26 protein-coding genes are annotated in these 25,234 nt (G+C 33.3%); 24 read left to right on the top strand and 2 right to left on the bottom strand.

Annotation, left to right across the window (positions count from 1 at the left end; all coding sequences use genetic code 11):
• Positions 1 to 31 precede the first annotated feature (31 nt).
• From pyrF to SSP_RS07920, 5 genes are all read left to right on the top strand, one after another.
• Positions 32 to 724, top strand: coding sequence for an orotidine-5'-phosphate decarboxylase (gene pyrF / locus SSP_RS07940; RefSeq protein WP_011303310.1), 693 nt, complete (start codon positions 32 to 34; stop codon positions 722 to 724).
• A gap of 1 nt (position 725) precedes the next feature.
• On the top strand, positions 726 to 1,337 hold the full coding sequence (pyrE, locus tag SSP_RS07935; RefSeq protein WP_011303309.1) for an orotate phosphoribosyltransferase: 612 nt from the start codon (positions 726 to 728) through the stop codon (positions 1,335 to 1,337).
• Positions 1,338 to 1,359: 22 nt separating this feature from the next.
• Positions 1,360 to 1,545 carry a hypothetical protein gene (locus SSP_RS07930; protein ID WP_011303308.1) on the top strand — a complete coding sequence of 62 codons (186 nt, stop codon included), beginning with the start codon at positions 1,360 to 1,362 and terminating at the stop codon, positions 1,543 to 1,545.
• A 521-nt stretch (positions 1,546 to 2,066) separates the two neighbouring features.
• Entirely contained in the window at positions 2,067 to 2,921 is an 855-nt protein-coding gene (locus SSP_RS07925) for a YitT family protein (protein ID WP_011303307.1), read from the top strand.
• Positions 2,922 to 3,013: 92 nt separating this feature from the next.
• A complete protein-coding gene (locus tag SSP_RS07920; protein WP_011303306.1) occupies positions 3,014 to 3,421 on the top strand; it encodes a VOC family protein in 408 nt (135 codons plus the stop codon).
• A 102-nt stretch (positions 3,422 to 3,523) separates the two neighbouring features.
• Here the strand turns inward: SSP_RS07920 and SSP_RS07915 are convergent, their stop codons facing one another.
• Positions 3,524 to 5,221 carry an Rqc2 family fibronectin-binding protein gene (locus SSP_RS07915; RefSeq protein WP_011303305.1) on the bottom strand — a complete coding sequence of 566 codons (1,698 nt, stop codon included), beginning with the start codon at positions 5,219 to 5,221 and terminating at the stop codon, positions 3,524 to 3,526.
• A 159-nt stretch (positions 5,222 to 5,380) separates the two neighbouring features.
• Here SSP_RS07915 and gmk point away from each other — a divergent pair, with 159 nt between their 5' ends.
• From gmk to SSP_RS07845, 15 genes are all read left to right on the top strand, one after another.
• Positions 5,381 to 6,004 (top strand): guanylate kinase, encoded by a 624-nt coding sequence (gene gmk / locus SSP_RS07910; protein ID WP_011303304.1) that lies wholly within the window; start codon positions 5,381 to 5,383, stop codon positions 6,002 to 6,004.
• A complete protein-coding gene (gene rpoZ / locus SSP_RS07905) occupies positions 6,004 to 6,216 on the top strand; it encodes a DNA-directed RNA polymerase subunit omega (RefSeq protein WP_011303303.1) in 213 nt (70 codons plus the stop codon). The genes gmk and rpoZ overlap by 1 nt, the downstream gene beginning before the upstream one ends.
• Before the next feature lie 236 nt (positions 6,217 to 6,452).
• Positions 6,453 to 7,661, top strand: a complete 1,209-nt coding sequence (gene coaBC / locus SSP_RS07900; protein WP_011303302.1) for a bifunctional phosphopantothenoylcysteine decarboxylase/phosphopantothenate--cysteine ligase CoaBC — start codon at positions 6,453 to 6,455, stop codon at positions 7,659 to 7,661.
• Position 7,662: 1 nt separating this feature from the next.
• On the top strand, positions 7,663 to 10,071 hold the full coding sequence (priA, locus tag SSP_RS07895; protein ID WP_011303301.1) for a primosomal protein N': 2,409 nt from the start codon (positions 7,663 to 7,665) through the stop codon (positions 10,069 to 10,071).
• A gap of 399 nt (positions 10,072 to 10,470) precedes the next feature.
• Positions 10,471 to 10,785, top strand: coding sequence for a hypothetical protein (locus SSP_RS13185; protein WP_225310421.1), 315 nt, complete (start codon positions 10,471 to 10,473; stop codon positions 10,783 to 10,785).
• Positions 10,710 to 11,405 (top strand): GNAT family N-acetyltransferase, encoded by a 696-nt coding sequence (locus SSP_RS07890; RefSeq protein WP_002483513.1) that lies wholly within the window; start codon positions 10,710 to 10,712, stop codon positions 11,403 to 11,405. Before SSP_RS13185 ends, SSP_RS07890 begins: the two co-directional genes overlap by 76 nt.
• A 299-nt stretch (positions 11,406 to 11,704) precedes the next feature.
• Positions 11,705 to 12,193 carry a peptide deformylase gene (locus SSP_RS07885; RefSeq protein ID WP_011303300.1) on the top strand — a complete coding sequence of 163 codons (489 nt, stop codon included), beginning with the start codon at positions 11,705 to 11,707 and terminating at the stop codon, positions 12,191 to 12,193.
• Positions 12,186 to 13,118, top strand: a complete 933-nt coding sequence (fmt, locus tag SSP_RS07880) for a methionyl-tRNA formyltransferase (protein ID WP_002483511.1) — start codon at positions 12,186 to 12,188, stop codon at positions 13,116 to 13,118. The genes SSP_RS07885 and fmt overlap by 8 nt, the downstream gene beginning before the upstream one ends.
• A 2-nt stretch (positions 13,119 to 13,120) precedes the next feature.
• Positions 13,121 to 14,425, top strand: coding sequence for a 16S rRNA (cytosine(967)-C(5))-methyltransferase RsmB (gene rsmB, locus SSP_RS07875; protein WP_225310433.1), 1,305 nt, complete (start codon positions 13,121 to 13,123; stop codon positions 14,423 to 14,425).
• Positions 14,426 to 14,428: 3 nt separating this feature from the next.
• Positions 14,429 to 15,523, top strand: coding sequence for a 23S rRNA (adenine(2503)-C(2))-methyltransferase RlmN (rlmN, locus tag SSP_RS07870; protein WP_011303297.1), 1,095 nt, complete (start codon positions 14,429 to 14,431; stop codon positions 15,521 to 15,523).
• Between the two features lie 4 nt (positions 15,524 to 15,527).
• Complete coding sequence (locus SSP_RS07865) at positions 15,528 to 16,271, top strand: Stp1/IreP family PP2C-type Ser/Thr phosphatase (protein ID WP_002483508.1); 744 nt, start codon at positions 15,528 to 15,530, stop codon at positions 16,269 to 16,271.
• Complete coding sequence (gene pknB / locus SSP_RS07860; RefSeq protein WP_011303296.1) at positions 16,268 to 18,322, top strand: Stk1 family PASTA domain-containing Ser/Thr kinase; 2,055 nt, start codon at positions 16,268 to 16,270, stop codon at positions 18,320 to 18,322. Before SSP_RS07865 ends, pknB begins: the two co-directional genes overlap by 4 nt.
• A 286-nt stretch (positions 18,323 to 18,608) precedes the next feature.
• Complete coding sequence (gene rsgA / locus SSP_RS07855) at positions 18,609 to 19,484, top strand: ribosome small subunit-dependent GTPase A (protein WP_011303295.1); 876 nt, start codon at positions 18,609 to 18,611, stop codon at positions 19,482 to 19,484.
• Positions 19,485 to 20,129, top strand: coding sequence for a ribulose-phosphate 3-epimerase (gene rpe / locus SSP_RS07850; protein ID WP_011303294.1), 645 nt, complete (start codon positions 19,485 to 19,487; stop codon positions 20,127 to 20,129).
• A 5-nt stretch (positions 20,130 to 20,134) separates the two neighbouring features.
• A complete protein-coding gene (locus SSP_RS07845; RefSeq protein WP_011303293.1) occupies positions 20,135 to 20,770 on the top strand; it encodes a thiamine diphosphokinase in 636 nt (211 codons plus the stop codon).
• A 98-nt stretch (positions 20,771 to 20,868) separates the two neighbouring features.
• Here SSP_RS07845 and rpmB read toward each other — a convergent pair whose 3' ends face one another.
• Positions 20,869 to 21,057: a 50S ribosomal protein L28 gene (rpmB, locus tag SSP_RS07840; protein WP_002483503.1), complete on the bottom strand. Its 189-nt coding sequence runs from the start codon at positions 21,055 to 21,057 to the stop codon at positions 20,869 to 20,871.
• Between the two features lie 251 nt (positions 21,058 to 21,308).
• Here rpmB and SSP_RS07835 point away from each other — a divergent pair, with 251 nt between their 5' ends.
• From SSP_RS07835 to sdaAA, 4 genes are all read left to right on the top strand, one after another.
• A complete protein-coding gene (locus tag SSP_RS07835) occupies positions 21,309 to 21,680 on the top strand; it encodes an Asp23/Gls24 family envelope stress response protein (RefSeq protein ID WP_002483502.1) in 372 nt (123 codons plus the stop codon).
• Between the two features lie 14 nt (positions 21,681 to 21,694).
• Positions 21,695 to 23,353 carry a fatty acid kinase catalytic subunit FakA gene (fakA, locus tag SSP_RS07830; RefSeq protein ID WP_011303292.1) on the top strand — a complete coding sequence of 553 codons (1,659 nt, stop codon included), beginning with the start codon at positions 21,695 to 21,697 and terminating at the stop codon, positions 23,351 to 23,353.
• Between the two features lie 333 nt (positions 23,354 to 23,686).
• Positions 23,687 to 24,352 carry an L-serine ammonia-lyase, iron-sulfur-dependent subunit beta gene (gene sdaAB, locus SSP_RS07825; RefSeq protein WP_011303291.1) on the top strand — a complete coding sequence of 222 codons (666 nt, stop codon included), beginning with the start codon at positions 23,687 to 23,689 and terminating at the stop codon, positions 24,350 to 24,352.
• Between the two features lie 12 nt (positions 24,353 to 24,364).
• Positions 24,365 to 25,234: an L-serine ammonia-lyase, iron-sulfur-dependent, subunit alpha gene (gene sdaAA, locus SSP_RS07820; protein ID WP_011303290.1), complete on the top strand. Its 870-nt coding sequence runs from the start codon at positions 24,365 to 24,367 to the stop codon at positions 25,232 to 25,234.

Raw genomic sequence — 25,234 nt, 5'->3', positions numbered from 1 at the left:
TGAAATAAAAAAGGTTAGGATGTAGAGCTAGATGAAAAACTTGCCAATTATTGCTTTAGATTTTGATTCAACAGAAGCTGTAGATCAGTTTTTAGACCAATTTAATGAACCACTATTCGTGAAAATTGGAATGGAACTCTTTTATCAAACTGGACCTCAACTGATTGCTTCAATAAAGGATAGAGGACATGACATTTTTCTTGATTTAAAATTGCATGATATTCCTAATACGGTTGGCAAAGCAATGGAAGGCTTAAGCAAATTAAATATCGATCTTGTGAATGTGCATGCGGCAGGTGGTACAGAAATGATGAAACAAGCCTTGAACGGTTTGCAAAAACACAACCCCGATATTAAATTAATTGCAGTTACTCAATTGACGTCAACAACTGAAACGATGTTGCACAAGGAACAAAACATTCAAACTTCAATTGAGGAGGCTGTTTTGAACTATGCAACTTTAGCACAATCATCAGGTTTGGATGGCATCGTATGTTCACCACTAGAAGCAAAATTAGTGAAAAATGAATTAGGTAATGACTTTTTAAAGGTAACACCTGGTATCAGACCAAAAGATGCTAGTTCAGACGACCAAAAACGTATTACAACACCAGAAGATGCTAAAGAATTAGGTTCAACACATATTGTTGTTGGAAGACCAATCACCAAAAGTGAAAACCCAGTAGCAAGTTATCATAAAATCAAAGAAAGTTGGTTAGGTTAATATGGCTAAAGCAATTGCAAAAGCATTATTAGAAATTGAAGCAGTATCACTATCCCCGAATGATCCATTTACTTGGAGTTCTGGTATAAAATCACCAATTTATTGTGATAATCGTGTAACACTTGGATATCCAGAAGTACGTCAACATATTAGAGATGGACTGTGTGACTTAATCGAAACATATTTTGGAGACGTGGAAATAGTTTCAGGTACTGCCACAGCTGGTATACCCCATGCTGCGTATGTTTCTGAAAAATTAGCTTTACCGATGAATTATGTTCGTTCTAAAAGTAAGAGTCATGGCAAACAAAATCAAATTGAAGGTGCTTTAAGTAAAGGAAAAAAAGTAGTTGTTATTGAAGATTTAATTTCAACGGGTGGTTCATCAATTACTGCAGTCGAAGCTTTAAGAGAAGCGGGGGCAGATGTTATTGGTGTCGTAGCTATCTTTACTTACGGTTTAAAAAAAGCAGATGAACAATTCAAACAAGCGCAAATGCCATTATATACATTAAGCAATTACAATGAATTAATTGATGTTGCAAAAGAAAATGGAGAAATTTCTGATAATGATATTAGGTCTTTAGTTGATTGGAGAGACAACTTGTCATAATATACTAAGTGGAGGGGATGTTATGACAAAAGACCCGAAAGAAGCTTATAATCATTTCGCACATTTGAATAAATTTTTGAATAAAAATGAAGATTATAGAGACCAAAACATATCAGATATTGATTACGAAATGTTAAAGCAAAAATCAGAAGAAAATATATATAAAAAATCTAAATCAACTATAAAGCAAAAAGGGCATATTAAATAATAAGCTTAACGAATAGACGATTTAAGTTAATAACATGGCAAATAAGTAGGGGCTAATCAAATTTATTTTATTAAATAAGTTTGATTAGCCCCTATTTGAAATAAGAAAGGGAACAACATTTATATTGATTATCATGAATTGTTGATTTCAATTATAGGTGCCCCGTACGTTATAAATTTTTTAATAGTGTATTAGCGAATCATTATTTTAATGATGATATAGCCTACAAGTAATACAAGGGCTGCAATAAGTAAAGGAATAATATAAAAAGACATGAACATTACCTCCAATGTAATTTAGTTTCATTTTAACTATAGAAGTTAAAATGGTAAAAGAAAAAGCTATTAGTTTAAGTATAACAGTTAATAAGTATATTCATATGATATGCTTAGTTTACTAAAAAAGATAATTAAAGTATCAAATGATTTATAAACTATGTATTTAAGATCTATATACTTATTTTAAAATAAATTGTAAAAATAAGATATTAAAGCTTTGATATTTTGGTAAGGGGGACTTGTATGCAAAAAATTCGACAGTTACTTAAAAACAATACAAAAGATATGATCATTTGTCTTATTGGTTCTTTTATTAGTGCTATTGCAGTCAATTGCTTTATACTAGGGTCAAATTTAGGTGATGGTGGCACCGTCGGCATGTCATTAGCGCTTAAATACGCTTTCGGTTGGTCACCAGCACTTTCATCTTTAATTATTAATACCCTCGTCATTATTGTTGGCTGGAAATTTTTAAGCACAAGAACAGCGATTTATACTGTGGTCGCCAATACTTCCATTTCTATATTTTTAGATTTAACTGAACATTGGAAGACAGGGGTAGATAATTTTGTAATTAATGCAACGTTTGGTGGTGTACTAGTCGGTGTGGGCATTGGGTTAGTTATTGCATCCGGTGGTGTTATAGGTGGTACATCAGTTATTGCAAAAATGCTTAATAAGTATTTTGATATTAAAACAGCACAGGGTATTTTTGTATTAGATGGTTTAGTCGTACTATCATTTTTATTTGTATTGCCACTCACGAACGTGCTATTTACAATAATAATGATTTTCATTACTGAGCGTGCGACCTCATTTATAATTGAAGGTTTTAATCCCAAAAAGGCAGTTACAGTCATTTCTAGTAAAAACGAAACGATTAGTGATAAAATCAACAGCTTCACAGGTAGAGGCTCTACGATACTAAACGGTAAAGGTGGTTATGGTAAACATAAGACAAGCATGTTATACGTTGTTGTGCCACAATCACAAGTAACAAGAGTTAAAAAGTTAGTAAATGAAGAAGACGAAAATGCATTTTTAGTGATTCATGACGTACGTGACGTACTTGGTAATGGATTTATTAACTTATCTTAAATTTAGAAATTTACGAACATAAAATGCATAAATTCGATTTTTGATAGTATATCCTTTATTCTAAAGTGTATAAAGGTTTAGGAGGTAGAATAATGGCAATACCTAAGATAACAACTTTTCTGATGTTTAACGGCAATGCAGAAGAAGCTATTAATTTATATGTTAATACATTTGAGGACGCTGAAATATTAGCGTTGGTAAGATATAGCGAAAGTGATGAAGAACCAACAGGCGCTGTTCAACATGCCATTTTTAGATTAAAAGATCAAGTATTTATGGCAATTGATAATATGAATGGGGTAGATATTGAGATGAACCCTGCAATGTCATTATACGTGACAGTTGATAGCGCAATTGAAATGGAGAGATTATTTAGTAAACTGAAAAGTGGTGGCGCCATTTTAATGCCAAAAACAGAAATGCCACCTTTTAGAGAATTTGCATGGATTCAAGATAAGTTTGGTGTTAATTTCCAATTAGCCTTACCTGAGAAAAATTAAATACTAATATAGAAGCGGGACGATGAAATCAACATTTCTAAAATTGATTTCATCGTCCCGCTTTTGTTTGTTATAGGATACAACCGTAATATTATATCGTATTTACTTTACTTTCATTTTTTGAATGTGATCATAATCGGGTGTTGCATAAAGTGTTTTTTGGTTATCATAAGTTACAAAACCTGGTTTTGCACCTGAAGGCTTATGCACGTGTTTAATTTCAGTAAAATCAACTGGAATTTGAGCTGAACTACCTGCTTTTGAGAAGTAACCAGATAACATGGCCGCTTCTTTAATTGTTTCTTCACTCGGATCATCACTTAATATGACGACATGTGATCCGGGAATATCTTTCGTATGGAACCAAAGTTGATGTTTCTTAGCTAATTTATTCGTTAAATAATCATTTTGTTTATTGTTTTTACCAACCATGATTGTATCTCCATCTGTAGATACGTATTCTTGTAACTGCATAGTTTGTTTCTTTTTCTTCTTACTCTGTTTACGTTGTTTCATATACCCTTGCTCGGCTAATTCATCGCGAATGTCATCAATATCATTGACTGAAATATGAGCAAGTTGTTGTTCTATACTTTCAAAATAATTAATGTTTTCTTTGGTTAAATCGATTTGATGGTGCAATTCATGTTCTCTTGTCTTTAATTTATTATACTGTTTGTAATAATTTTGTGCATTCACTGCTGGTGCCTTTGTAGGGTTAAGCGGTATAGTGACTTCTTCACCAGTGTAATAATTTAAGGCTGTGACCGATTTGTCACCTTGTTTAATACGATAAATGTTAGCAGTGATAAGTTCCCCATACAATTGTTGTAATTCTTTTTCTTTTGTACCTTCTTGTTCATCAATCAATTTATTTAATTTATTTTGAAATTTATGCAATTGTTGTTGTACAAATTTCACTAAATCATTTGCACGTTGTTTTACACGCTCTCGCTCTCCACGTGCATCATAATAACGGTCTAATAAATCATGTAATGAGTCATATTCTGTTACATCATCATAAAATTGATTTAATTTCATAAAGTAAAAATCTTCTTTACCCGTCTCGTGATTTTTATGAAAAACGGGTGTAGGTGTATGGTTAATTTCATTGATGACTTCATCAAATGCTTCTGGTAACGTATCATTTGTCATAAATCGTTTGCGATTCACAATTTCATTTGTAATTAATGGACTAAAGCCTTCGAAATGATCAAGAAGTTGACGTGCAATTTTGCCCTTATTGAAATCGATATATTGTATGACTTTATTACCAGTTATTTCAAAAGGATTAATTTTATTTTGAGTTGGTGGTGTTTCATATTGAAAGCCAGGCATTACTGTGCGATATTGATTGGTATTCGGTGTTAAATGCTTAAAGCCTTCAATGATTTTACGCTGATCATCAACTAATATTAAGTTACTGTGTTTACCCATAATTTCTAAAATTATAGTTCTATATATTGTATCTCCAATTTCATCTTTGCTTTGAACATCAATTTCTACACGTCTATCATTCCCAATTTGTCTTACTGCTTTAACGATACCACCTTCTATATGTTTACGGAAAACGCGTGCAAACATGGGTGGATCAAATGGATTATCATATTTTTTATTTGTTAAATGCATTCTAGCAAAGCTAGGATGAATAGAAAGTAGAAGCTGATGATTTTTTCGGTTTTGTCGAATAACGACAAGAAGCGTGTCGTTTTCTGGTTGATTTATTTTATGGATTCTTCCGTCTACAAGAAATTGTAACGATTCCACCATTTTTCTTGTAAATAAACCATCATATGCCATTACTATCAGCCACCTTATTTTTAGTCATTCATCATATTGTAACATGGCATAAAGAAATGGTCATGACCAAAGTTTGTGCTGTTGGACGCTATACAACTAAATGAAAATTGTGGTATCATAGTTTAATAATAGAAGAATAGTTTAGAGAGGTAGTAAGTCATGGATAATGAGAAAGGTTTGTTGATTGTACTATCTGGACCTTCTGGCGTTGGGAAAGGTACAGTTAGAAAGAAAATATTTGATGACCCGTCCACATCTTATAAATATTCTATTTCGATGACGACACGTGATAAGCGTCAGGGTGAAGTCGATGGTGTTGATTATTTCTTCAAAGCAAAATCAGAGTTTGAAGAGTTAATAAAACAAGATCAATTTATAGAATATGCAGAGTACGTAGGAAATTATTATGGGACGCCTGTGCAATACGTTAAAGACACTATGGATCGTGGGTACGATGTATTTTTAGAAATTGAAGTAGAAGGTGCAAAACAGGTACGTAAAAAGTTCCCAGATGCATTGTTTATTTTTCTTGCGCCACCAAGTTTAGATCATTTACGTGAGCGCTTAGTAGGTCGTGGTACAGAATCCAGTGAAAAAATTCAAAGCCGAGTGCATGAAGCTCGTAAAGAAGTGGAAATGATGAATTTATATGATTATGTTGTAGTTAATGACGAAGTTGAGTTAGCTAAGCAACGTATTCAATCTATTGTTGAAGCTGAACATTTGAAGAGAGAACGTATAGAAGCAAAATATAGAAAAATGATACTGGAGGCAAAAAAATAATGTTACAACCACCATTAAACCAATTAACATCAAAAATTAATTCAAAATATTTAATTGCAACTACAGCTGCAAAACGTGCGCGTGAAATAGACGAGAAACCTGAAAGTGCATTATTAACAAAATACATTTCAGAAAAACCTGTTGGTAAAGCTTTAGAAGAAATTGCTGACGGTGTAGTTTTCCCAGACGAACTATTCTTAAAAACGTATTAATTAAAAAGCATAGATATTGAATTTTATATAGCCATCTATGTGTTTTTAAATGAATATCTTTCAAGTGCACACCATGCAGTCGCAAGGTGTGCTTTTTTTATTTAACTAATAAATTGTGTATAATGAACAGTAATCGAAAAGTTAATTTAATTATGAGGGACATACATTTTGATTTTCAATTATAAGAGACGTCACCCACGTCTGATCTAATTCAATCGAAGGAGAATGACTATATAATGAAACGAATATTACTTGCTGTTACAGGTGGTATAGCTGCATATAAAGCAATTGATTTAACGAGTAAACTGACGCAGGCTGGATTTGATGTCAGAGTCATGCTTACTGATCATGCTCAGGAATTTGTTACCCCACTAGCATTCCAAGCTATTGGGAGAAATCCCGTTTATACGAGTACATTTATAGAGCAAAATCCTCAAGAAATTCAACATGTTGCGCTGGGTGATTGGGCAGACGCAATTATCGTAGCGCCAGCAACTGCAAATACAATTGCTAAATTAGCAAATGGCATTGCAGATGATATGGTTACGTCAACGTTGTTAGCAACTGAAACGCCTAAATTTATTGCACCTGCAATGAACGTGCATATGTATGAAAATAAGAGGACACAACATAATTTAGTGACTTTAAGTTCAGATGGTTACTATTTTTTAGAACCTGGAGAAGGTTTTTTAGCATGTGGATATGTAGCGAAGGGGCGTATGGAAGAACCTTTACAAATTGTAGAGCGCATAAAGCAATACTTTAATGACATAAAACAAAAAGCTGTGCCAGCATCAAGTAGCTTTATTGGTAAACATGTATTAATTACTGCTGGACCCACTGTAGAAGAATTAGATCCAGTTCGTTTTTTATCAAATCGATCTTCAGGTAAGATTGGATACGTGCTTGCTGAATCTTTAGCTAAACGAGGTGCAGAAGTTACTTTAGTTTCAGGACCGACACATTTAACACCACCGAAGCATGTTGATGTAGTACACGTACAAAGTGCAGAAGAAATGTTCGAAGCGGTTCGAAGTCGTTTTGCTAAACAAGATATCGTTTTTAAAGCTGCTGCCGTGTCAGATTATGCGCCAGTAGAAATGTTGGACCATAAATTAAAAAAACAAGATGGTACTTTATCTGTAGAATTTAAACGTACACCAGATATTTTGAAATATTTAGGAGAACATAAAGAATCACAATACTTAGTTGGATTTGCAGCAGAAACACAAAATATTGAAGCTTATGCACAAAAAAAATTGCATAATAAAAATGCAGATGTGATTATTGCGAATAATGTTGGAGACCGTACGATTGGCTTTAGTTCCGATGACAATGATTATACGATGTATTATAAAAATGGAGACGCTATACCTTTAGGCAAACACAAAAAAGTCGAATTAGCGGAGCATATATTGAATAGTTTAGAAACAAGGTGGCAATAAAATGATAGCAAAAGTAATTGTTGATATACCTTCTAAGAGTGTTGATTTTACATTTGATTATATAATTCCTATAAGGTTACAATCAATGATTCAAATAGGTATGCGTGTCATTGTTCCATTTGGACCAAGAACAATTCAAGGTTATGTCATGAAGATAACAGACCAGCCTGATAGCAATATAGATATAAAAAAATTAAAAGAAATTCAAGAAATTCAAGATATAAAACCCGAATTGACTGAAGAATTAATTCAATTTACTGAGTGGTATAACAATTACTTCGTTACAAAACGTATTTCAATGCTTGAAGTTATGCTGCCAAGTGCAATTAAAGCAAAATATACCAAGGTCTTTTCTATTGAAGATACGAATGCACTGCCTGAAACTTTAGCAGGGAAATTTGACTCATCAGGACACTATGCATTTAAAGCAGCACAGCAAAATGATGATTTAACACAAATTGCGCCATTATTAAAACAAGGTATTGTATCTGAAGTAACCTTACTATCACAAAATGTAAATAAGAAAAAACAACGTGCCATATGTGTTGTTGAAGGATTTAACTATGATAGTGTGCTAAATTCATTAGAAAAATCTAAGAAGCAATATGAATTATATGCCTTTTTATTAGATGAACAACATCGCATCGTTTTACTTAAAGACATAGAAGCAATGGGTTATTCAAAATCTAGTGTAGATACATTAATTCGCAAGGGCTTTGTTGAAAAATATGATGCTGTCGTTGAACGTGATCCATTTGAGACTAGGGTCTTTGAACAAGATGTGAAACAACATCTGACTTCAGACCAACAACGTGCATTTGAAGCCATATCAGAAAAGATACATGCTCATGAACAATGTACCTATTTATTGCATGGTGTGACAGGATCAGGCAAAACAGAAGTGTATTTACAAACAATTGAAGAAGTACTAAATCTTAATAGACAAGCAATGATGTTAGTTCCAGAAATTGCCTTAACACCACAAATGGTATTAAGATTTAAACGTAGATTTGGAGACGAAGTTGCTGTACTACATTCTGGATTATCCAAAGGTGAACGCTATGATGAATGGCAAAAGATTAGAGACGGTAAAGCACGTGTGAGCGTAGGTGCACGTTCAAGCGTCTTTGCACCATTTAAAAATTTAGGGATGATTATTATAGATGAAGAACATGAATCTTCGTATAAGCAAGAAGATTATCCCAGATATCATGCAAGAGATATCGCGCAATGGCGTAGTGAGTATCATCAATGTCCTTTAATATTAGGCAGCGCGACACCAAGTTTAGAATCATTTGCACGAGCTGAAAAGGGTGTATATGAGTTACTATCGTTACCTAACAGAGTTAATCAACAAGCTTTACCTGAGGTAGAAATTGTAGATATGAGAGAAGAATTGAACTCTGGAAATCGCTCTATGTTCTCTAATCAATTACGAGATGCAATACAACAACGCTTAGATAATCAGGAACAAATTGTACTCTTTTTAAATCGACGCGGTTATGCTTCATTTATGTTGTGTAGAGATTGTGGGCATGTTCCACAGTGTCCGAACTGTGATATTTCATTGACTTATCACAAATCAACAGATCAATTGAAATGTCATTATTGTGGTCATCAAGAAGTACCACCTAATCAATGTCCTAATTGTGAAAGTGAGCATATTAGACAAATGGGTACTGGCACACAGAGAGTTGAAGAACTTTTACAAGAAGCGTTTCAAGAGGCTCGTATTATACGGATGGACGTGGATACTACTTCTAGAAAAGGTGCTCATGAAAAGTTATTAAATGATTTTGGTTCAGGAAAAGGGGATATCTTGTTAGGGACACAAATGATTGCTAAAGGATTGGATTTTCCTAATATTACGTTAGTAGGTGTTTTGAATGCTGACACAATGTTGAATTTGCCAGACTTTAGAGCAAGTGAGCGAACATACCAATTGTTAACGCAAGTTGCTGGTCGAGCTGGTCGTCATGAAAAAGAAGGACAGGTGCTTATTCAAACATACAATCCAGATCATTATGCTATTAAAGATGTCCAAGAAAATGATTACACAGCCTTTTTCCAAAAAGAAATGAATTATAGGAAAATTGGAAAGTACCCACCGTATTTCTTTTTAATTAATTTTACTATTGCGCATAAAGAAATGAAAAAAGTTATGGAAGCATCCAAGCATATTCATAAAATATTACTGCAACATTTAACAGACAAAGCACTTGTACTTGGCCCATCTCCGGCCGCATTATCAAGAATCAATAACGAATATCGCTTTCAAATATTAGTGAAATATAAACGAGAACCTGCATTACACGAAGCATTAAAATATTTAGACGATTATTATCATGATCAATATTTAAAAGAAAAATTATCTTTGAAAATAGATATCGCACCGCAGATGATGATGTAATATTGAGCACGTTATATAACGAAGCTAATGTATACTGACTTTTGTATAAAAATATTAGAAAAAAGAACAAATTGTTTTGCTAGGTAAATGATTAGCCATTAAAATAGTTTGTTCTTTTTTTTGGACAAAAAAACATAAAAGTTAGATATAAATATGAAGTATAGTGATGGCGCTATGGATATAATCTTAACAATTAACTAATATTTATTAAAATTTATAAAAAATAATTTGCTACATTTTTTTGCATTTAATATTAATTAAAGTTATATTAAAGAGTAACGAGTCACGCATAAATGATTAGAGTACGTATTGAGAACGACAATAACGATTAAGAAAAGCAACCGACTAAGTGAGAAATGAGATCAATATCTTTTTATGTCTAATCTAAGGAGTACGCCTATGAGTTTAATTCGAAATAGAAAAGCAATTGGATTAAGTATCAATGAGTTGTCAAACAGAATTACGTCCTTTTACGATATCGTATTAAATCCAGAGATGATTAAGCAAATTGAACAACAACAATTAACACTCAATCAAAATGACGCTAAAATATTAGCTGAATTTTTAATACGACTGCGGAAGATTTACTTTAGTATAGTAACGTTAGTTTATGCTTTAGGGAAAAAAGGAGTGTTCATGTGCGATATAATGAGTTTAAGCAACCCATTGGTGAAGAACAAAATGAGTTTAAACAAGCTCATTTACCCAATGTGAAAGTTTTAGAAGGGCAATATTGCAGATTAGAAAAGTTAGCGCAATGTCATATTCAAGATTTATTTAATTATTTTTCTGATGAAGCGGATGCGCCGAATTGGACATATTTACCTGATGAGCAACCTCACGATTTTCAAGCATTTGAAAATTATATAGATAAGAAAATCAATTCTACTGATCCGTATTTTTTCGCCATTATTGATAAAGAAACATCTGAAGCAGTGGGCATTTTATCTTTACTCAGAATTGATCGCCATAATGGTTCAATTGAAGTTGGTCATATACATTACGCTAATGTCATGAAACAAACACGTATTGCCACGGAAGTGCAATTTTTATTAGCCAATTATGTATTTCAAACATTAGGTTATAGAAGATATGAATGGAAATGTGATGCTTTAAATGAACCGTCTATTAAAGCTGCCCAACGGCTAGGGTTTAAATTTGAAGGTATTTTTAGAAATCATAAAGTGTATAAAAATCGTAATCGTGACACATATTGGTTAGCAATGATTGATAAAGAGTGGCAGCAAAATAAACTTAAATTTGAAAGTTGGTTAGCAGCACAAAATTTCGATGAACTTGGTAATCAAGTGAATCGGTTAACGATTCTAGATTGATGAAAAACAATAAGCTTAAAGAACGATCAATGCTCAATATATAATGAAAAATGTAAAGGTTTGAAATATGTCTTGTATACTATGAACATCGTTTTAAAGTGCAGTATAGATAAAAAGCCCATTTAAATATGAGCAGATATCTATTTCTGCACTTTTTATATTTTATGAAGATAGATTGAATGAAGACTTATCCTACTACTTACTCAATATGTTCAGTAAAGTATTCTTTCAATGAATGGTGCAATTTCCACTAAAATAAGTTATAATAATATGATGAATTTTTATGAGGAGAAATCGATATGACAATCAAACAACTTGTAACAAGCAAACACCCTATTCTTAATAAGTCTATACCGGATGTGACAAAATTTGATGAAAATTTAGAACAATTATTGTTAGATTTAGAAGATACAATGTATGATGTTGAAGCATCTGCGATATGTGCGCCGCAGATAGGTGTTGCACAAAAAGTAGCGATGATAGATATGGAAATGGATGGATTGTTACAACTGATTAATCCTCAAATTATAAGTGAATCGGATACAAAAGTGACTGATTTAGAAGGGTCTATCAGTATACCTAATGTTTATGGTGAAGTGGAAAGAAGTAAAATGATTGTCGTTAAGAGTAATGATAAAAAAGGTAATGAAGTTGAGATGACTGCATATGATGATATCGCGAGAATGATTTTACATATGATAGATCATTTTGAAGGAAGATTGTTTACTGAACGTGTAGAGAAATTTTTAAGTGAAAGTGAAATGGAGGCGTATTTTGATAATGAGTAAAGTCATTTTTATGGGAACACCAGATTTTTCAACAAAAGTGCTAGAAATGTTAATTGCTGAACATGATGTGATTGCAGTAGTCACGCAACCAGACAGACCAGTAGGTAGAAAACGTGTTTTAACACCTCCACCAGTGAAAGAAGTTGCAATTAAGCACGGTTTACCAGTATATCAACCAGAAAAATTAGCCCAATCATCAGAGTTAGAACAACTTATTGACTTAGAAGCAGATTTAATCGTAACTGCAGCCTTTGGGCAAATATTGCCTGAATCATTATTAAATGCGCCAAAGTTAGGGGCAATCAATGTCCACGCGTCGTTATTACCTAAATATAGAGGTGGAGCGCCGATTCATCAAGCTATCATGGATGGTCAAACAGAAACAGGTATTTCTATAATGTATATGGTTAAGAAATTAGATGCAGGAGATATCATTTCTCAACAAGCAATAGAAATTGAGCACCAAGATGATGTCGGTACCATGCATGATAAATTGAGCTTTTTAGGTGCAGAATTATTAAAAGAGACTTTACCTTCTATTATTAATGGTACAAATAACCGCATTACACAGAATGAAAGTGAAGCTAGTTTTGCTACTAATATAAGTAGAGAACAGGAAAAGATTGATTGGTACCAATCGGCTGAAGTTATTTACAACCATATAAGAGGTCTGTCACCATGGCCAGTAGCTTATACAGTTATGGATGATGGTAACATGAAAGTATATGCATCCCGAATTGAAAAAGGTAAAACAGGTGAACCAGGTACAATTATTGAAACAACGAAAAAAGCAATCATCGTTGCGACAGGTTCCGACGATGCAATTGCATTAACAGATATTCAAGTTGCAGGGAAAAAACGTATGTTAACTGCAAACTACTTAAGTGGCGTGCAAACTTCACTTGTTGGGAAGGTACTAACATGACAATAGAAACAAATGTGCGAGCGTTAGCATTTGAAACCATTCAAGATATTATAAATGATAAAGCCTATAGTAACATCATCATTAATGATGTGTTATCAAATAATGAATTAAATAGAGCAGATAAAGGATTATATACAGAATTAGTATATGGCACGTTAAAAAGAAAATATACTTTAGATTATTTGCTGAAACCTTTTGTTCAAACAAAGTTAAAAGGTTGGGTCAGACAGTTACTTTGGATGAGTATTTATCAATATGTCTATTTAGATAAAATACCTGAACACGCGATTATTAATGAAGCCGTTGAAATTGCTAAATATAAAGGCGGTCCGCATAATGGTAATGTTGTGAACGGTATACTAAGAAATATTATGCGCAGTGACTTACCAGATTTTACTGAAATTACAGATGACAAAAAACGTATCGCGATTGAATACAGTTTACCCAAATGGTTGGTTGATCACTGGACAACGCATTTTGGTATTGAAAAAACAGAAACAATTGCGCAATCATTTTTAGATAAAGTAACTACAACCGTACGTGTTAACTTAACTCGTATTTCAGTAGACGATGCTATTAGAAGACTCACTGATGATTATATTGTAGAACAAGATAGAGAAATCGAAACTTGTCTACATATTAGTGGTAAGCCAATTATTGAATCTCGTATGTTTAAAGATGGACTGATATCTATTCAAGATAAGAGTTCAATGTTTATTGGTGAATTAATGGCATTAAAAGAAGGTGACCAAGTTTTAGATGCTTGTAGTGCACCTGGTGGAAAAGCTTGTCATATTGCTGAAATATTAAATGGTACTGGACATGTTGATGCGACGGACATTCATGAACATAAAATAGATTTAATAGATTTTAATATAAGAAAATTACGTTTATCTAACATTTCTGCATTTGAACACGATGCAACTGAAAAATATGATAAAGTGTATGATAAGATTTTAGTAGATGCGCCATGTAGTGGTTTAGGTGTTTTAAGACATAAACCAGAAATAAAATATGAACAATCGCAACATGCAATTGAATCTTTGGTTGAAATTCAATTGGAAATCTTAAATAATGTGAAATATAATGTGAAACCTGGTGGTACAATGATTTATTCAACTTGTACGATTGAGCAAATGGAAAATGAAAATGTTGTATATACATTTTTAAAAGAAAATAAAGATTTTGAATTCGATCAATTTGAACATCCAATAACTGGAGAAAAAGTAAAAACGATGCAAATTTTACCTCAAGATTTTAACTCTGATGGCTTTTTCATAACTAGGATAAGAAGAAAGGAAAATTAAAATATGATAACTGCAGAAAAGAAGAAAAAAAATAAGTTTCTTCCCAATTTTGAAAAGCAATCAATTTATTCATTAAGATACGATGAGATGCAAGATTGGTTGGTACAAAATGGTCAGCAAAAATTCAGAGCGAAACAAATTTTTGAGTGGCTTTACGAAAAACGCGTCGATGACATTGATGATATGACAAATTTATCTAAAGAATTAAGAGAAGTACTTAAAGATAATTTTACAATGACAACCATGACAACAGTTGTAAAACAAGAAAGTAAAGACGGTACAATTAAGTTTTTATTTGAATTACAAGATGGTTATACAATTGAAACGGTCCTTATGAGACATGAATACGGGAATTCTGTTTGTGTAACCACACAGGTTGGTTGCCGTATTGGTTGTACGTTTTGCGCTTCTACATTAGGCGGTTTAAAACGTAACTTAGAAGCTGGAGAAATTGTTTCTCAAGTATTAACAGTTCAAAAAGCTTTAGATGAAACAGAAGAGCGTGTATCACAAATCGTTATCATGGGTATTGGAGAACCATTTGAAAACTATGATGAAATGATGGATTTCTTAAAAATTGTTAATGATGATAATGGACTAAATATTGGAGCGCGTCATATTACAGTGTCAACTTCAGGAATTATTCCAAGAATATACGATTTCGCTGATGAAGATATTCAAATTAATTTTGCGGTTAGCTTACACGGTGCAAATGATGAAATTCGATCACGTTTGATGCCGATAAATAGAGCATATAATGTAGAAAAATTAATGGAAGCTATTCATTATTATCAAGAAAAAACAAATAGACGTATTACTTTTGAGTATGGTTTATTTGGTGGCGTCAACGACCAAATTGAACATGCTAGGGAATTAGCGCATTTAATTCAAGAATTGAATTGCCATGTTAACTTAATACCAGTGAATCACGTACCAGAAAGAAATTATGTGAAGACACCTAAAGAAGATATCTTTAAATTTGAAAAAGAATTGAAGCGTTTAGGGATAAATGCAACAATTAGACGTGAACAAGGTGCTGATATTGACGCTGCTTGTGGTCAATTAAGAGCTAAGGAACGAAAAGTAGAAACGAGGTAGGGGCATGCTAAAAGCACAATTTTTTACTGACACGGGTCGATACCGTGATAAAAATGAAGATGCAGGTGGCGTATTTTATAATCGTACAGAGCAACAGCTATTAGTGCTTTGTGATGGTATGGGTGGTCACCTAGCAGGAGAAGTTGCGAGCCAATTTGTCACTGATGAGCTTCAACGTCGTTTTGAAGTGGAAAATCTTATCGAAGCTGATCAAGCTGAAAATTGGTTGAGAACAACTTTAAAAGCTATTAATCGTGAGTTATATGAAATGTCAGTAGAAAACCCAGAATATAAGGGCATGGGTACAACTTGTGTCTGTGCTTTAGTATTTGATAACTATATTGTAGTAGCAAATATTGGTGATTCACGAGCTTATTTAGTGAATAGTAGAGAGATTGAACAAATTACGAATGATCATTCGTTTGTTAATCATCTCATGATGATTGGGCAAATTACTGCTGAACAAGCATTTAATCATCCTCAACGAAATATCATTACCAAAGTGATGGGGACTGATAAGTTAGTGACGCCAGATATATTTGTGAAAAAAACGAATTTCTATGATTATTTAATGTTAAATTCTGATGGTTTAACCGATTTTGTACGTAACCATCAAATTCAAGAAACATTGGTGCAAGCGAAAGAATTAGAGACACACGGTCAAGACTTAATAGAACTTGCACTATCTGAAGATACGAATGACAATGTGAGTATTGTATTGGCTGAGATTGAAGGTGATAAAGTATGATAGGCAAAATAATAAGTGAGCGCTACGAGGTCATTAAAAAACTCGGTGGTGGCGGAATGAGTACTGTCTATCTTGCCGAAGACACAATTCTCAATCGTAAAGTAGCGATCAAAGCAATTAGGATTCCTGCTGGTGAGAAAGAAGAAACTATTAAACGTTTCGAAAGAGAAGTACATAATTTAACACAACTATCACATAAAAATATAGTGAACGTGTTTGATGTTACGGAAGATGATGATAATTTCTATTTAGTAATGGAATATATAGAAGGACCGACATTATCTGAATACATTCAAAAAAACCAACCTTTGGATACCACAACAGCACTCAACTTTACCAATCAAATTATTAATGGAATTAAACATGCTCATGATACTAAAATCGTACACCGTGATATTAAACCACAAAATATTTTAATAGATAAGCACCAGACTTTGAAGATTTTAGATTTTGGTATTGCGAAAGCTCTAAGCGAAACAACAATGACACAAACGAACCATGTATTAGGTACAGTTCAATATTTATCACCCGAACAAGCACGTGGTGAATCGACAGATAATGGTACCGATATTTATTCAATTGGTGTTGTATTATATGAAATGCTTATTGGTAAACCACCGTTTTCTGGAGAAACAGCAGTAAGTATTGCAATTAAGCATATCCAAGATCCTATGCCTAATATTACTGATGAACGCTCGGATGTACCTCAAGCACTAAGTAATGTTGTACTGAAAGCAACGGAAAAAGATAAGACGGTGCGTTACCAATCAGTAAGAGATATGCAAAGTGATTTAGAAAATGTATTGTCTGAAAATCGTGAGAATGAAGCGAGGTATCAATCCGTTGAGGAGAATACCAAGACAATTCCTATAAATAAATCAGATATTGTCAACCAGACGAGAGATGAAGATAAAGGAAAAAACATAAAAGAAACAATGCAGATTCCTATCGTCAATCAACAACAATTTCAATCAAGTGAAGAACATATTTATGAGGTACCACAAAAAAAGCGTACAAAGAAAAAGAAGTTTTTCTATACACTTATAATCGTCTTATTGCTGTTTGGTTTATTTGGATTCATGGCAATGGGTATGTTTGGAAATAAATATTTAGAAACACCAGATTTATCAGGTAAGACAGAAAAAGAAGCAGAACATATTTTAAAAGAAAATAAATTACAAATGGATAATATATCGCGTGAATATAGTGATAAATATCCAGAGAATAAAATTATAAAAACGACGCCTGAGAAAGGGGATCGTTTAGAACAACAAAGTAAAGTTGACATTGTTTTATCTAAAGGACCTGAATTGACGGAAATGCCAAATTTATTTGGTATGACAAAATCCGAAGCTTTAGATAAATTAAAAGATTTAGGCATCAAAGATTCAAAAGTGAAACAAGCGTACACGAAACAAAATATCGCTAAAGGTTTAATTGAATCACAAAATGTGAATCCTGGAGATAAAGTGAAAGTGAATGATAGTAATATAGAGCTTACTGAATCTTTAGGGACAAAACAAGTTTACGTTGATGACTATGAGAATAAAGCTTTTAAAACGGCAAAATCAGAGTTAGAGGCAAAAGGATTCAAGGTAGTTGTCACTCAGGAAACTGAGGACAAGAAAGTTAAAAAAGATAATGTTATCAGCCAATCACCAAAAGATGAAGAAATAGACGAAGGTTCAACAATTGAATTCACCGTTTCAAAAGGCGCTCCAAAATCTGATGATGATAAAGAAGATGAGGAAAAAAATGCTGACGATAAAGATAAAGATGACAAAGAATCTAAAGATGATGAACCAGCGACTAAAGATTATACAGAAACGTATGAAGTTCAATATACTGGTAAAGATGACGACAGCCAAGAAGTAAAAGTGTTTGTAAGAGACAAAGATGGCGAAGGGACATCACCTTCACAAACATTTAAAATAAAAGACAATAAAACCATTAAAATACCGATGACAATAGAAAAAGGTAAAACGGCTGGTTATACCGTTCGTGTAGATGGTAAAGTTGTTGCTGATAAAGATATACCTTATGATTTTTAGCGACACTTAGCGAGCGAAGAGAGCATAGTGTCGCTTATGCAAGAGCGAAAGCTCTAGCGAACCACAAATAGAAGATATAAAATGAGCACCAATTTAGTCGAATTTGGATTAAATTGGTGCTTTTAATTTATTATCTCAATTTCATTCATAGAATAATTAAGTGGAAAAGTATCGTTATCGATATTTACAACTGAAAATTTAGCCGAAATCGTTTCAAATCATATTTAAATCAAAAATGCTTTGCTATAATATAAATGGTAAAAGTATTTAAAAGAGGGGTGCCTAAGTGAAAACAGGACGCATCATAAAATCAATCAGTGGTGTTTACCGAGTTGATGTAGACGGTGAAATGTATGATACAAAACCACGTGGCCTTTTTAGAAAAAATAAATTTTCACCTATTGTAGGTGATGTCGTTGATTTTGAAGTAGAAAATGTAACGGAAGGTTATATACATCATGTACATGAACGAAAAAATGAAATAAAGCGACCGCCTGTTAGTAATGTCGACCATCTCATTATTGTAATGAGTGCTGTAGAACCAGATTTTTCTACACAGTTACTAGATAGGTTTTTAGTAATTGCGCATTCTTATCATATGCGTCCGCGTATTCTTGTAACTAAAAAAGATTTGACATCTTTGGAAAAACAACACGATATTGAAAAATTGCTAGAAGTTTATGAGAATATGAGCTATAAAACACAATTCATAAGTATTAATGAAGATATTGAACAAGTCTTTTCAAGTTGGGGTGATGGTTTAGCTGTGTTGAGTGGTCAATCAGGTGTTGGTAAATCAACGTTATTGAATAAATATTTTCCTAATATAGAGATTGAAACACAACACATTTCTAAAGCGTTAAATCGTGGTCGTCATACAACACGTCATGTTGAATTGTTTGAGAGAGCTAAAGGCTTTATAGCAGATACGCCAGGCTTTAGTGCTTTGGATTATGATCATATACAAAAAGATGAAATCAAAAATTATTTCATGGAAATACATGAATATGGTGCGACATGTAAGTTCAGAGATTGTAACCATATTAATGAACCGAAATGTAATGTTAAAGCTGAATTAGAAAATGGCAATATTGCCCAGTTTAGATACGATCATTATTTACAGCTATTTAAAGAAATTTCAAATAGAAAGGAAAGATATTAAGTGGCAAAATTATATCCATCATTATTATCAGCAGATTTTTTGAATTTACAACAAGAGTTAACTGCTTTAGAAAAGGCAGGCGTTGATGGGGTACATTTTGACGTCATGGATGGACAATTTGTACCTAACATTTCAATCGGACTACCTATATTGGATTCAGTACGTAAAGGTACAGATTTACCTATTGATGTGCATCTTATGATAGAAGAACCTGAAAAATATGTTGAATTATTTGCTGAGCATGGCGCTGATATGATTTCAGTACATGTTGAAGCAACACCCCATATTCACAGAGTGATTGAACAAATTAAGAATAAAAATGTAAAAGCTGGTGTGGTGATTAATCCTGGGACGCCAGTTGATTCAATTCGTCCGGTATTAAAAATGGTAGATTATGTATTGGTTATGACAGTAAACCCTGGTTTTGGTGGTCAAACATTTATAAATGATTGCGTAGAAAAACTGGATCAATTATCTGAAATCAAAAAAGCGCAAGGCTTAAACTTTGATATTGAAGTAGATGGTGGTATTAACAATAACACTGTTGAAACTGTAGTTAACCATGGTGCGACAATGTTAGTTGCAGGGTCATACTTTTTTAAACACGATGATTATCAAACGGTAACTAACACATTGAAAGGTTGACATAGATGAAAGCCAATTTATTATGTGGCAATAGAAATTTGCCCAAGCATATTTTAGTGGAACATAAACATGAACATTGGATTGGTATAGATAGAGGCACCTTGATCTTGCTAGAATCTGGGATTACACCTCAATTTGCAGTCGGTGATTTCGATTCTATTTCTGATTCAGAGAGGAACTTTATACAACAACAGATAGAGATAAATCCTTATAATTCTGAAAAAGATGACACAGATTTAGCTTTAGGTATTGATCAAGCAGTAAAGCGTGGCTATCGAAATATTGATGTTTATGGTGCGACGGGCGGTAGACTAGATCATTTCATGGGCGCCTTACAAATACTGGAAAAACCGGAATATGCAAAAATGAATATCAACATTAAATTAATAGATGATACAAATGAAATTCAATTTATACAAAAAGGTCAGTTTAATGTGACGTATAGTGAACAATTTCCATATATTTCATTTATACCAGTCATCTATCCAACTGTAATTTCATTGAAAGGCTTTAAATATAACTTACAAAATGAAACACTGAAACTTGGTTCAACGCTTACTATTTCAAATGAATTAAGTCAATCTTGTGGGAATATAGAAATAATTGAAGGCAGTGTATTGATGATTCGAAGTAAAGATTAAATGAGGATTTTTAAATATACGCTGATATCTAAAAGAAAATGAAATAAAAAAAGACCAATCCTCCACATAAGGATTAGTCTTTTCGTGCATTATATTTATTAAACTCTAGTTACTTTACCAGATTTTAAAGCACGTGCAGAAACCCAAACTTTTTTAGGTTTTCCGTCTACAAGAATTCTAACTTTTTGAAGGTTAGCATTCCATCTTCTTTTAGAAGAATTTAAAGCGTGAGAACGATTGTTTCCAGTTGAAGCTTTACGACCTGTTACGAAACATTGTTTGCCCATGAAAGTACCTCCTTTAATAAATATAAATACACGTATCTACTACATACTTGAATAATGTACCACAAATAAGTATAGATAGCAATAAAACGAGAAAAATTTTTCGTTTACATGAGTAATACTTTTGTTAATATTAAATTATGGTATAATTGTAAACTGTGGATAAATATAGTATTTTTTTTAATAAGATAATCAAAACGCATTGTTTATTATTGGCGATTATGATATAACCATAAACTTAGGAGGCCTATTTTATGACATTAGAAATCACAAATGATTACGGTAGTATAGACATTTCAAACGAAGTAATATCTTCAGTTGTGGGTAGTAAAGCAGTAGAATGTTATGGAATTGTAGGCATGGCTTCTAGACAACAAGTTAGAGATGGCATTGCAGAAATACTCGGACATGAAAATTATGCTAAAGGTATCATTGTACGAGAAGATAATGGCGTTGTTGACGTAGATATGTACATTATTGTAAGCTTTGGAACAAAAATATCTGAAGTAGCTAGCAATGTACAATCAACAGTAAAATATACATTAGAACAAACATTAAAAATAAAAGTAAATTCAATCAATATATTTGTACAAGGTGTGCGCATTAATAATGGCACGAAAAACTAGGAGGACATTACGCAATGGTAAGCAAAATAGATGGTAAATTATTTGCCGAGATGATTATACAAGGGGCGCAAAATTTATCAAATCATGCAGACTTAGTTGATTCATTGAACGTTTATCCAGTACCAGATGGAGATACTGGGACGAATATGAATTTGACGATGACATCAGGGAGAGAAGCAGTCGAAAACAATTTATCTCAACAAATTGGTGAACTAGGTAAGACATTTTCTAAAGGTTTATTGATGGGTGCTAGAGGGAACTCTGGTGTGATTTTGTCACAATTATTTAGAGGGTTTAGTAAAAGTTTAGAAACATATGAAACAATTAATGCTAAACAATTTGCTGAAAGTTTTAAAGCAGGTGTAGATACAGCGTATAAAGCAATCATGAAACCAGTTGAGGGAACGATTTTAACAGTAGCAAGAGATGCAGCTGATGCAGCTATACAAAAGGCAGAAGAAACCGACGATTGTATTGAATTAATGGCTTACATTCTCGAAGAAGCAGAAGTCTCACTTGAAAACACACCGAATTTATTACCAGTATTAAAAGAAGTCGGTGTTGTAGATAGTGGAGGTAAAGGCTTAGCTATTGTTTACGCTGGATTTTTAAAAGCATTAAAAGGTGAAACGATATCTGCACAGTCACCAAAATTAAATAAAGAGTCTTTAGTTAATGAAGAACATGATTTTCATGGCGTAATTAATACGGAAGATATCGTTTATGGCTATTGTACTGAAATGATGGTTCGTTTTGGAAAAAATAAAAAAACCTTTGATGAGCAGAATTTTAGAGAAGACATGAGCCAGTTTGGGGATTCTTTATTAGTTATCAACGATGAGGAAATTGTTAAAGTGCATGTGCATACAGAAAAACCAGGTGACGTATTTAACTATGGTCAACAGTATGGTGAATTAATTAAGTTAAAAGTCGAAAATATGCGTGAACAACATCGTGAAGTTGTGAAAAAAGAACATGACGGTGGCAAAGCAATATCTACAGAAGAAACGCAGGCAGTCGACACTGCAGTCATTGCAATCTCCATGGGTGAAGGTATTTCAGAGATTTTCAAGTCAATGGGTGCGACACACATGATTAGTGGTGGACAAACAATGAATCCATCAACAGAAGATATTGTCAAGATTATTGAACAATCACAATGTAAACGTGCAATCATTTTACCTAATAATAAAAACATTCTAATGGCTAGTGAACAAGCTGCTGAAATTGTAGAAGCTGATACTATAGTCATTCCGACCAAATCAATACCACAAGGCATTGCTGCGTTATTTAATTACGATGAAACTGATTCACTCGAATCTAATAAATCAAGAATGGTGGAATCTTTAGAAGCAGTACGTTCTGGTTCAGTGACATACGCTGTGAGAGATACTAAAATTGATGGTGTTGAAATTAAAAAAGACGCATTTATGGGCTTGATTGAGGATAAAATTGTAACAAGTCATGCTGATCAATTTGAAACGGTTAAGGGATTAATGGCAGAAATGATTAATGAAGATAGTGAAATCATTACGATGATCGTTGGTATGGATGCTGATAAAACAGTTACTTCAGACATTGAAGATTGGATGGAAGCAACATATCCAGACGTTGAATTAGAACAACATGATGGTCAACAACCTGTTTATCAATATTTGTTTTCTGTAGAATAATATAAATCACAGCATTAGAATCTTAAAAGAGTATCATTTATACAATAGTATATGACTTCAAAAGGAAAAACATCGACTATATCAGTCATGTTACAGATGGGAGTGAGAAAATCAGATTTTAAAATTTGATTAATTCTTACTTCCATATTTTTTTGAAATAATGACATTTTTTAAATGGTTTTAAGGTTGTTAGCAATTTAATTTTGCATTTAATAAGAACAATACAACCAGTTTTGGTTTATAATGTTTATTGAACTTGTTATAATAAACAAGATGTTTAAGAATGAAAGCGCAACACTTTAGAAACATTAAAAATAAGAGTGGGGTATAATTATGAAATATAAAACAGTCTTCGATATAATTGGTCCTACAATGGTAGGCCCTTCGTCTTCTCATACTGCAGGCGCAGTGAGAATAGGTTTAGTAGCTAGAGACTTATTTAATCAATTACCGAAACAAGCTGATATATATCTTTATGGTTCATTTATGGAAACATATAAAGGACATGGCACTGATGTTGCTTTAGTCGGTGGCTTGTTAGGCTACGATACTGATGATGATCGTATACAAACAAGTTTGGAAACTGCTGAGGAAGCTGGGATGAAAGTCAACTTTATTGAAATGGCAGAAGAAAGATCACATCCGAACACGGCTATTATTAATATGCGTGATGGAGACAAAGAAATATCCGTTGAGGGTGTTTCAATTGGTGGCGGAAAAATTGAAGTAGTAGCAATCAATGGATTCAATATCGCGATTAGTGGTAATTACCCGGCATTACTTGTATTCCATAAAGATACGTTTGGTACTATTGGTCGTGTAGCCAATATACTGGGAGACTCAAGTATTAATGTAGGTAGTATGCAAGTATCTAGGAAAGAAAAAGGCGATCAAGCATTAATGACTTGTGAATTAGATGATGCAGTGAATGATGAAACAATAGAGAAAATTAAAAACGTCGATGGTGTAGTGACGGTTTCACTCATGGGAGACGCCTAATGGAGGTATTGCATGTTTAAAAGTGTGAAAGAATTAGTAGAAATGTGTGAAGAGCAAAATAAAAAAATCCATGAAATTATGCTTGAACAAGAAATGGAAGTTACAGGACTATCTGAAGCAGATGTTTATGCACATATGGACAAAAACTTACAAACGATGGAGAATGCTTTAGACGAAGGTTTAGCAGGGGTTACATCTACAACAGGGCTCACTGGTGGAGATGCTTTACTAATTAAAAAATATTTGAAAACGGGGAAATCACTCGCAGGACCAACTTTGTTAGACGCAGTTAGTAAAGCTGTTGCGACAAATGAAGTCAATGCAGCTATGGGGAAAATTTGTGCAACACCTACAGCAGGTTCTGCAGGTGTTGTACCAGGCGTGTTATTTGGTCTTAAACCGCGTTTAGAACCATCAAGAAAAGATATGTTAAATTTCTTATTAACTTCAGGTGCATTTGGTTTTGTTGTTGCCAATAATGCATCTATTTCAGGTGCTGCTGGTGGTTGTCAAGCAGAAGTCGGTTCAGCTGCGGCGATGGCAGCTGGAGCAACTGTAGAACTTGCAGGTGGAACGCCGCAACAGTCAGCTGAAGCTTTTGCAATTTGTTTGAAAAATATGCTAGGTTTAGTATGTGATCCAGTAGCTGGTTTAGTAGAAGTACCTTGTGTTAAGAGAAATGCTGCAGGTGCATCAAACGCAATCGTATCTGCGGACATGGCTTTGGCAGGTGTGACTTCAAGAATTCCTACAGATGAAGTGATTGAAGCAATGTATAAAATCGGTCAAACGATGCCATCCGCTCTACGTGAAACAGGTCGTGGAGGTTTAGCGGGTACACCTACGGGTCAGCGCCTAAAACAAGAAATATTTGGTGATTAA

The sequence above is a fragment of the Staphylococcus saprophyticus subsp. saprophyticus ATCC 15305 = NCTC 7292 genome (assembly GCF_000010125.1).
Taxonomy (GTDB): domain Bacteria; phylum Bacillota; class Bacilli; order Staphylococcales; family Staphylococcaceae; genus Staphylococcus; species Staphylococcus saprophyticus.
This window is presented reverse-complemented; position numbering and strand designations above follow the sequence as displayed.

Coding starts and splice junctions, on each gene's coding strand:
- SSP_RS13185 (WP_225310421.1), top strand. CDS start 10,471: ATGAGTTTAATTCGAAATAGAAAAGCAATTGGATTAAGTATCAATGAG.
- rpoZ (WP_011303303.1), top strand. CDS start 6,004: ATGTTACAACCACCATTAAACCAATTAACATCAAAAATTAATTCAAAA.
- sdaAB (WP_011303291.1), top strand. CDS start 23,687: ATGAAATATAAAACAGTCTTCGATATAATTGGTCCTACAATGGTAGGC.
- SSP_RS07885 (WP_011303300.1), top strand. CDS start 11,705: ATGACAATCAAACAACTTGTAACAAGCAAACACCCTATTCTTAATAAG.
- fakA (WP_011303292.1), top strand. CDS start 21,695: ATGGTAAGCAAAATAGATGGTAAATTATTTGCCGAGATGATTATACAA.
- SSP_RS07930 (WP_011303308.1), top strand. CDS start 1,360: ATGACAAAAGACCCGAAAGAAGCTTATAATCATTTCGCACATTTGAAT.
- SSP_RS07845 (WP_011303293.1), top strand. CDS start 20,135: ATGAAAGCCAATTTATTATGTGGCAATAGAAATTTGCCCAAGCATATT.
- pknB (WP_011303296.1), top strand. CDS start 16,268: ATGATAGGCAAAATAATAAGTGAGCGCTACGAGGTCATTAAAAAACTC.
- SSP_RS07835 (WP_002483502.1), top strand. CDS start 21,309: ATGACATTAGAAATCACAAATGATTACGGTAGTATAGACATTTCAAAC.
- pyrF (WP_011303310.1), top strand. CDS start 32: ATGAAAAACTTGCCAATTATTGCTTTAGATTTTGATTCAACAGAAGCT.
- SSP_RS07925 (WP_011303307.1), top strand. CDS start 2,067: ATGCAAAAAATTCGACAGTTACTTAAAAACAATACAAAAGATATGATC.
- priA (WP_011303301.1), top strand. CDS start 7,663: ATGATAGCAAAAGTAATTGTTGATATACCTTCTAAGAGTGTTGATTTT.
- SSP_RS07865 (WP_002483508.1), top strand. CDS start 15,528: ATGCTAAAAGCACAATTTTTTACTGACACGGGTCGATACCGTGATAAA.
- rlmN (WP_011303297.1), top strand. CDS start 14,429: ATGATAACTGCAGAAAAGAAGAAAAAAAATAAGTTTCTTCCCAATTTT.
- SSP_RS07920 (WP_011303306.1), top strand. CDS start 3,014: ATGGCAATACCTAAGATAACAACTTTTCTGATGTTTAACGGCAATGCA.
- sdaAA (WP_011303290.1), top strand. CDS start 24,365: ATGTTTAAAAGTGTGAAAGAATTAGTAGAAATGTGTGAAGAGCAAAAT.
- coaBC (WP_011303302.1), top strand. CDS start 6,453: ATGAAACGAATATTACTTGCTGTTACAGGTGGTATAGCTGCATATAAA.
- gmk (WP_011303304.1), top strand. CDS start 5,381: ATGGATAATGAGAAAGGTTTGTTGATTGTACTATCTGGACCTTCTGGC.
- SSP_RS07915 (WP_011303305.1), bottom strand. CDS start 5,221: ATGGCATATGATGGTTTATTTACAAGAAAAATGGTGGAATCGTTACAA.
- pyrE (WP_011303309.1), top strand. CDS start 726: ATGGCTAAAGCAATTGCAAAAGCATTATTAGAAATTGAAGCAGTATCA.
- rpmB (WP_002483503.1), bottom strand. CDS start 21,057: ATGGGCAAACAATGTTTCGTAACAGGTCGTAAAGCTTCAACTGGAAAC.
- fmt (WP_002483511.1), top strand. CDS start 12,186: ATGAGTAAAGTCATTTTTATGGGAACACCAGATTTTTCAACAAAAGTG.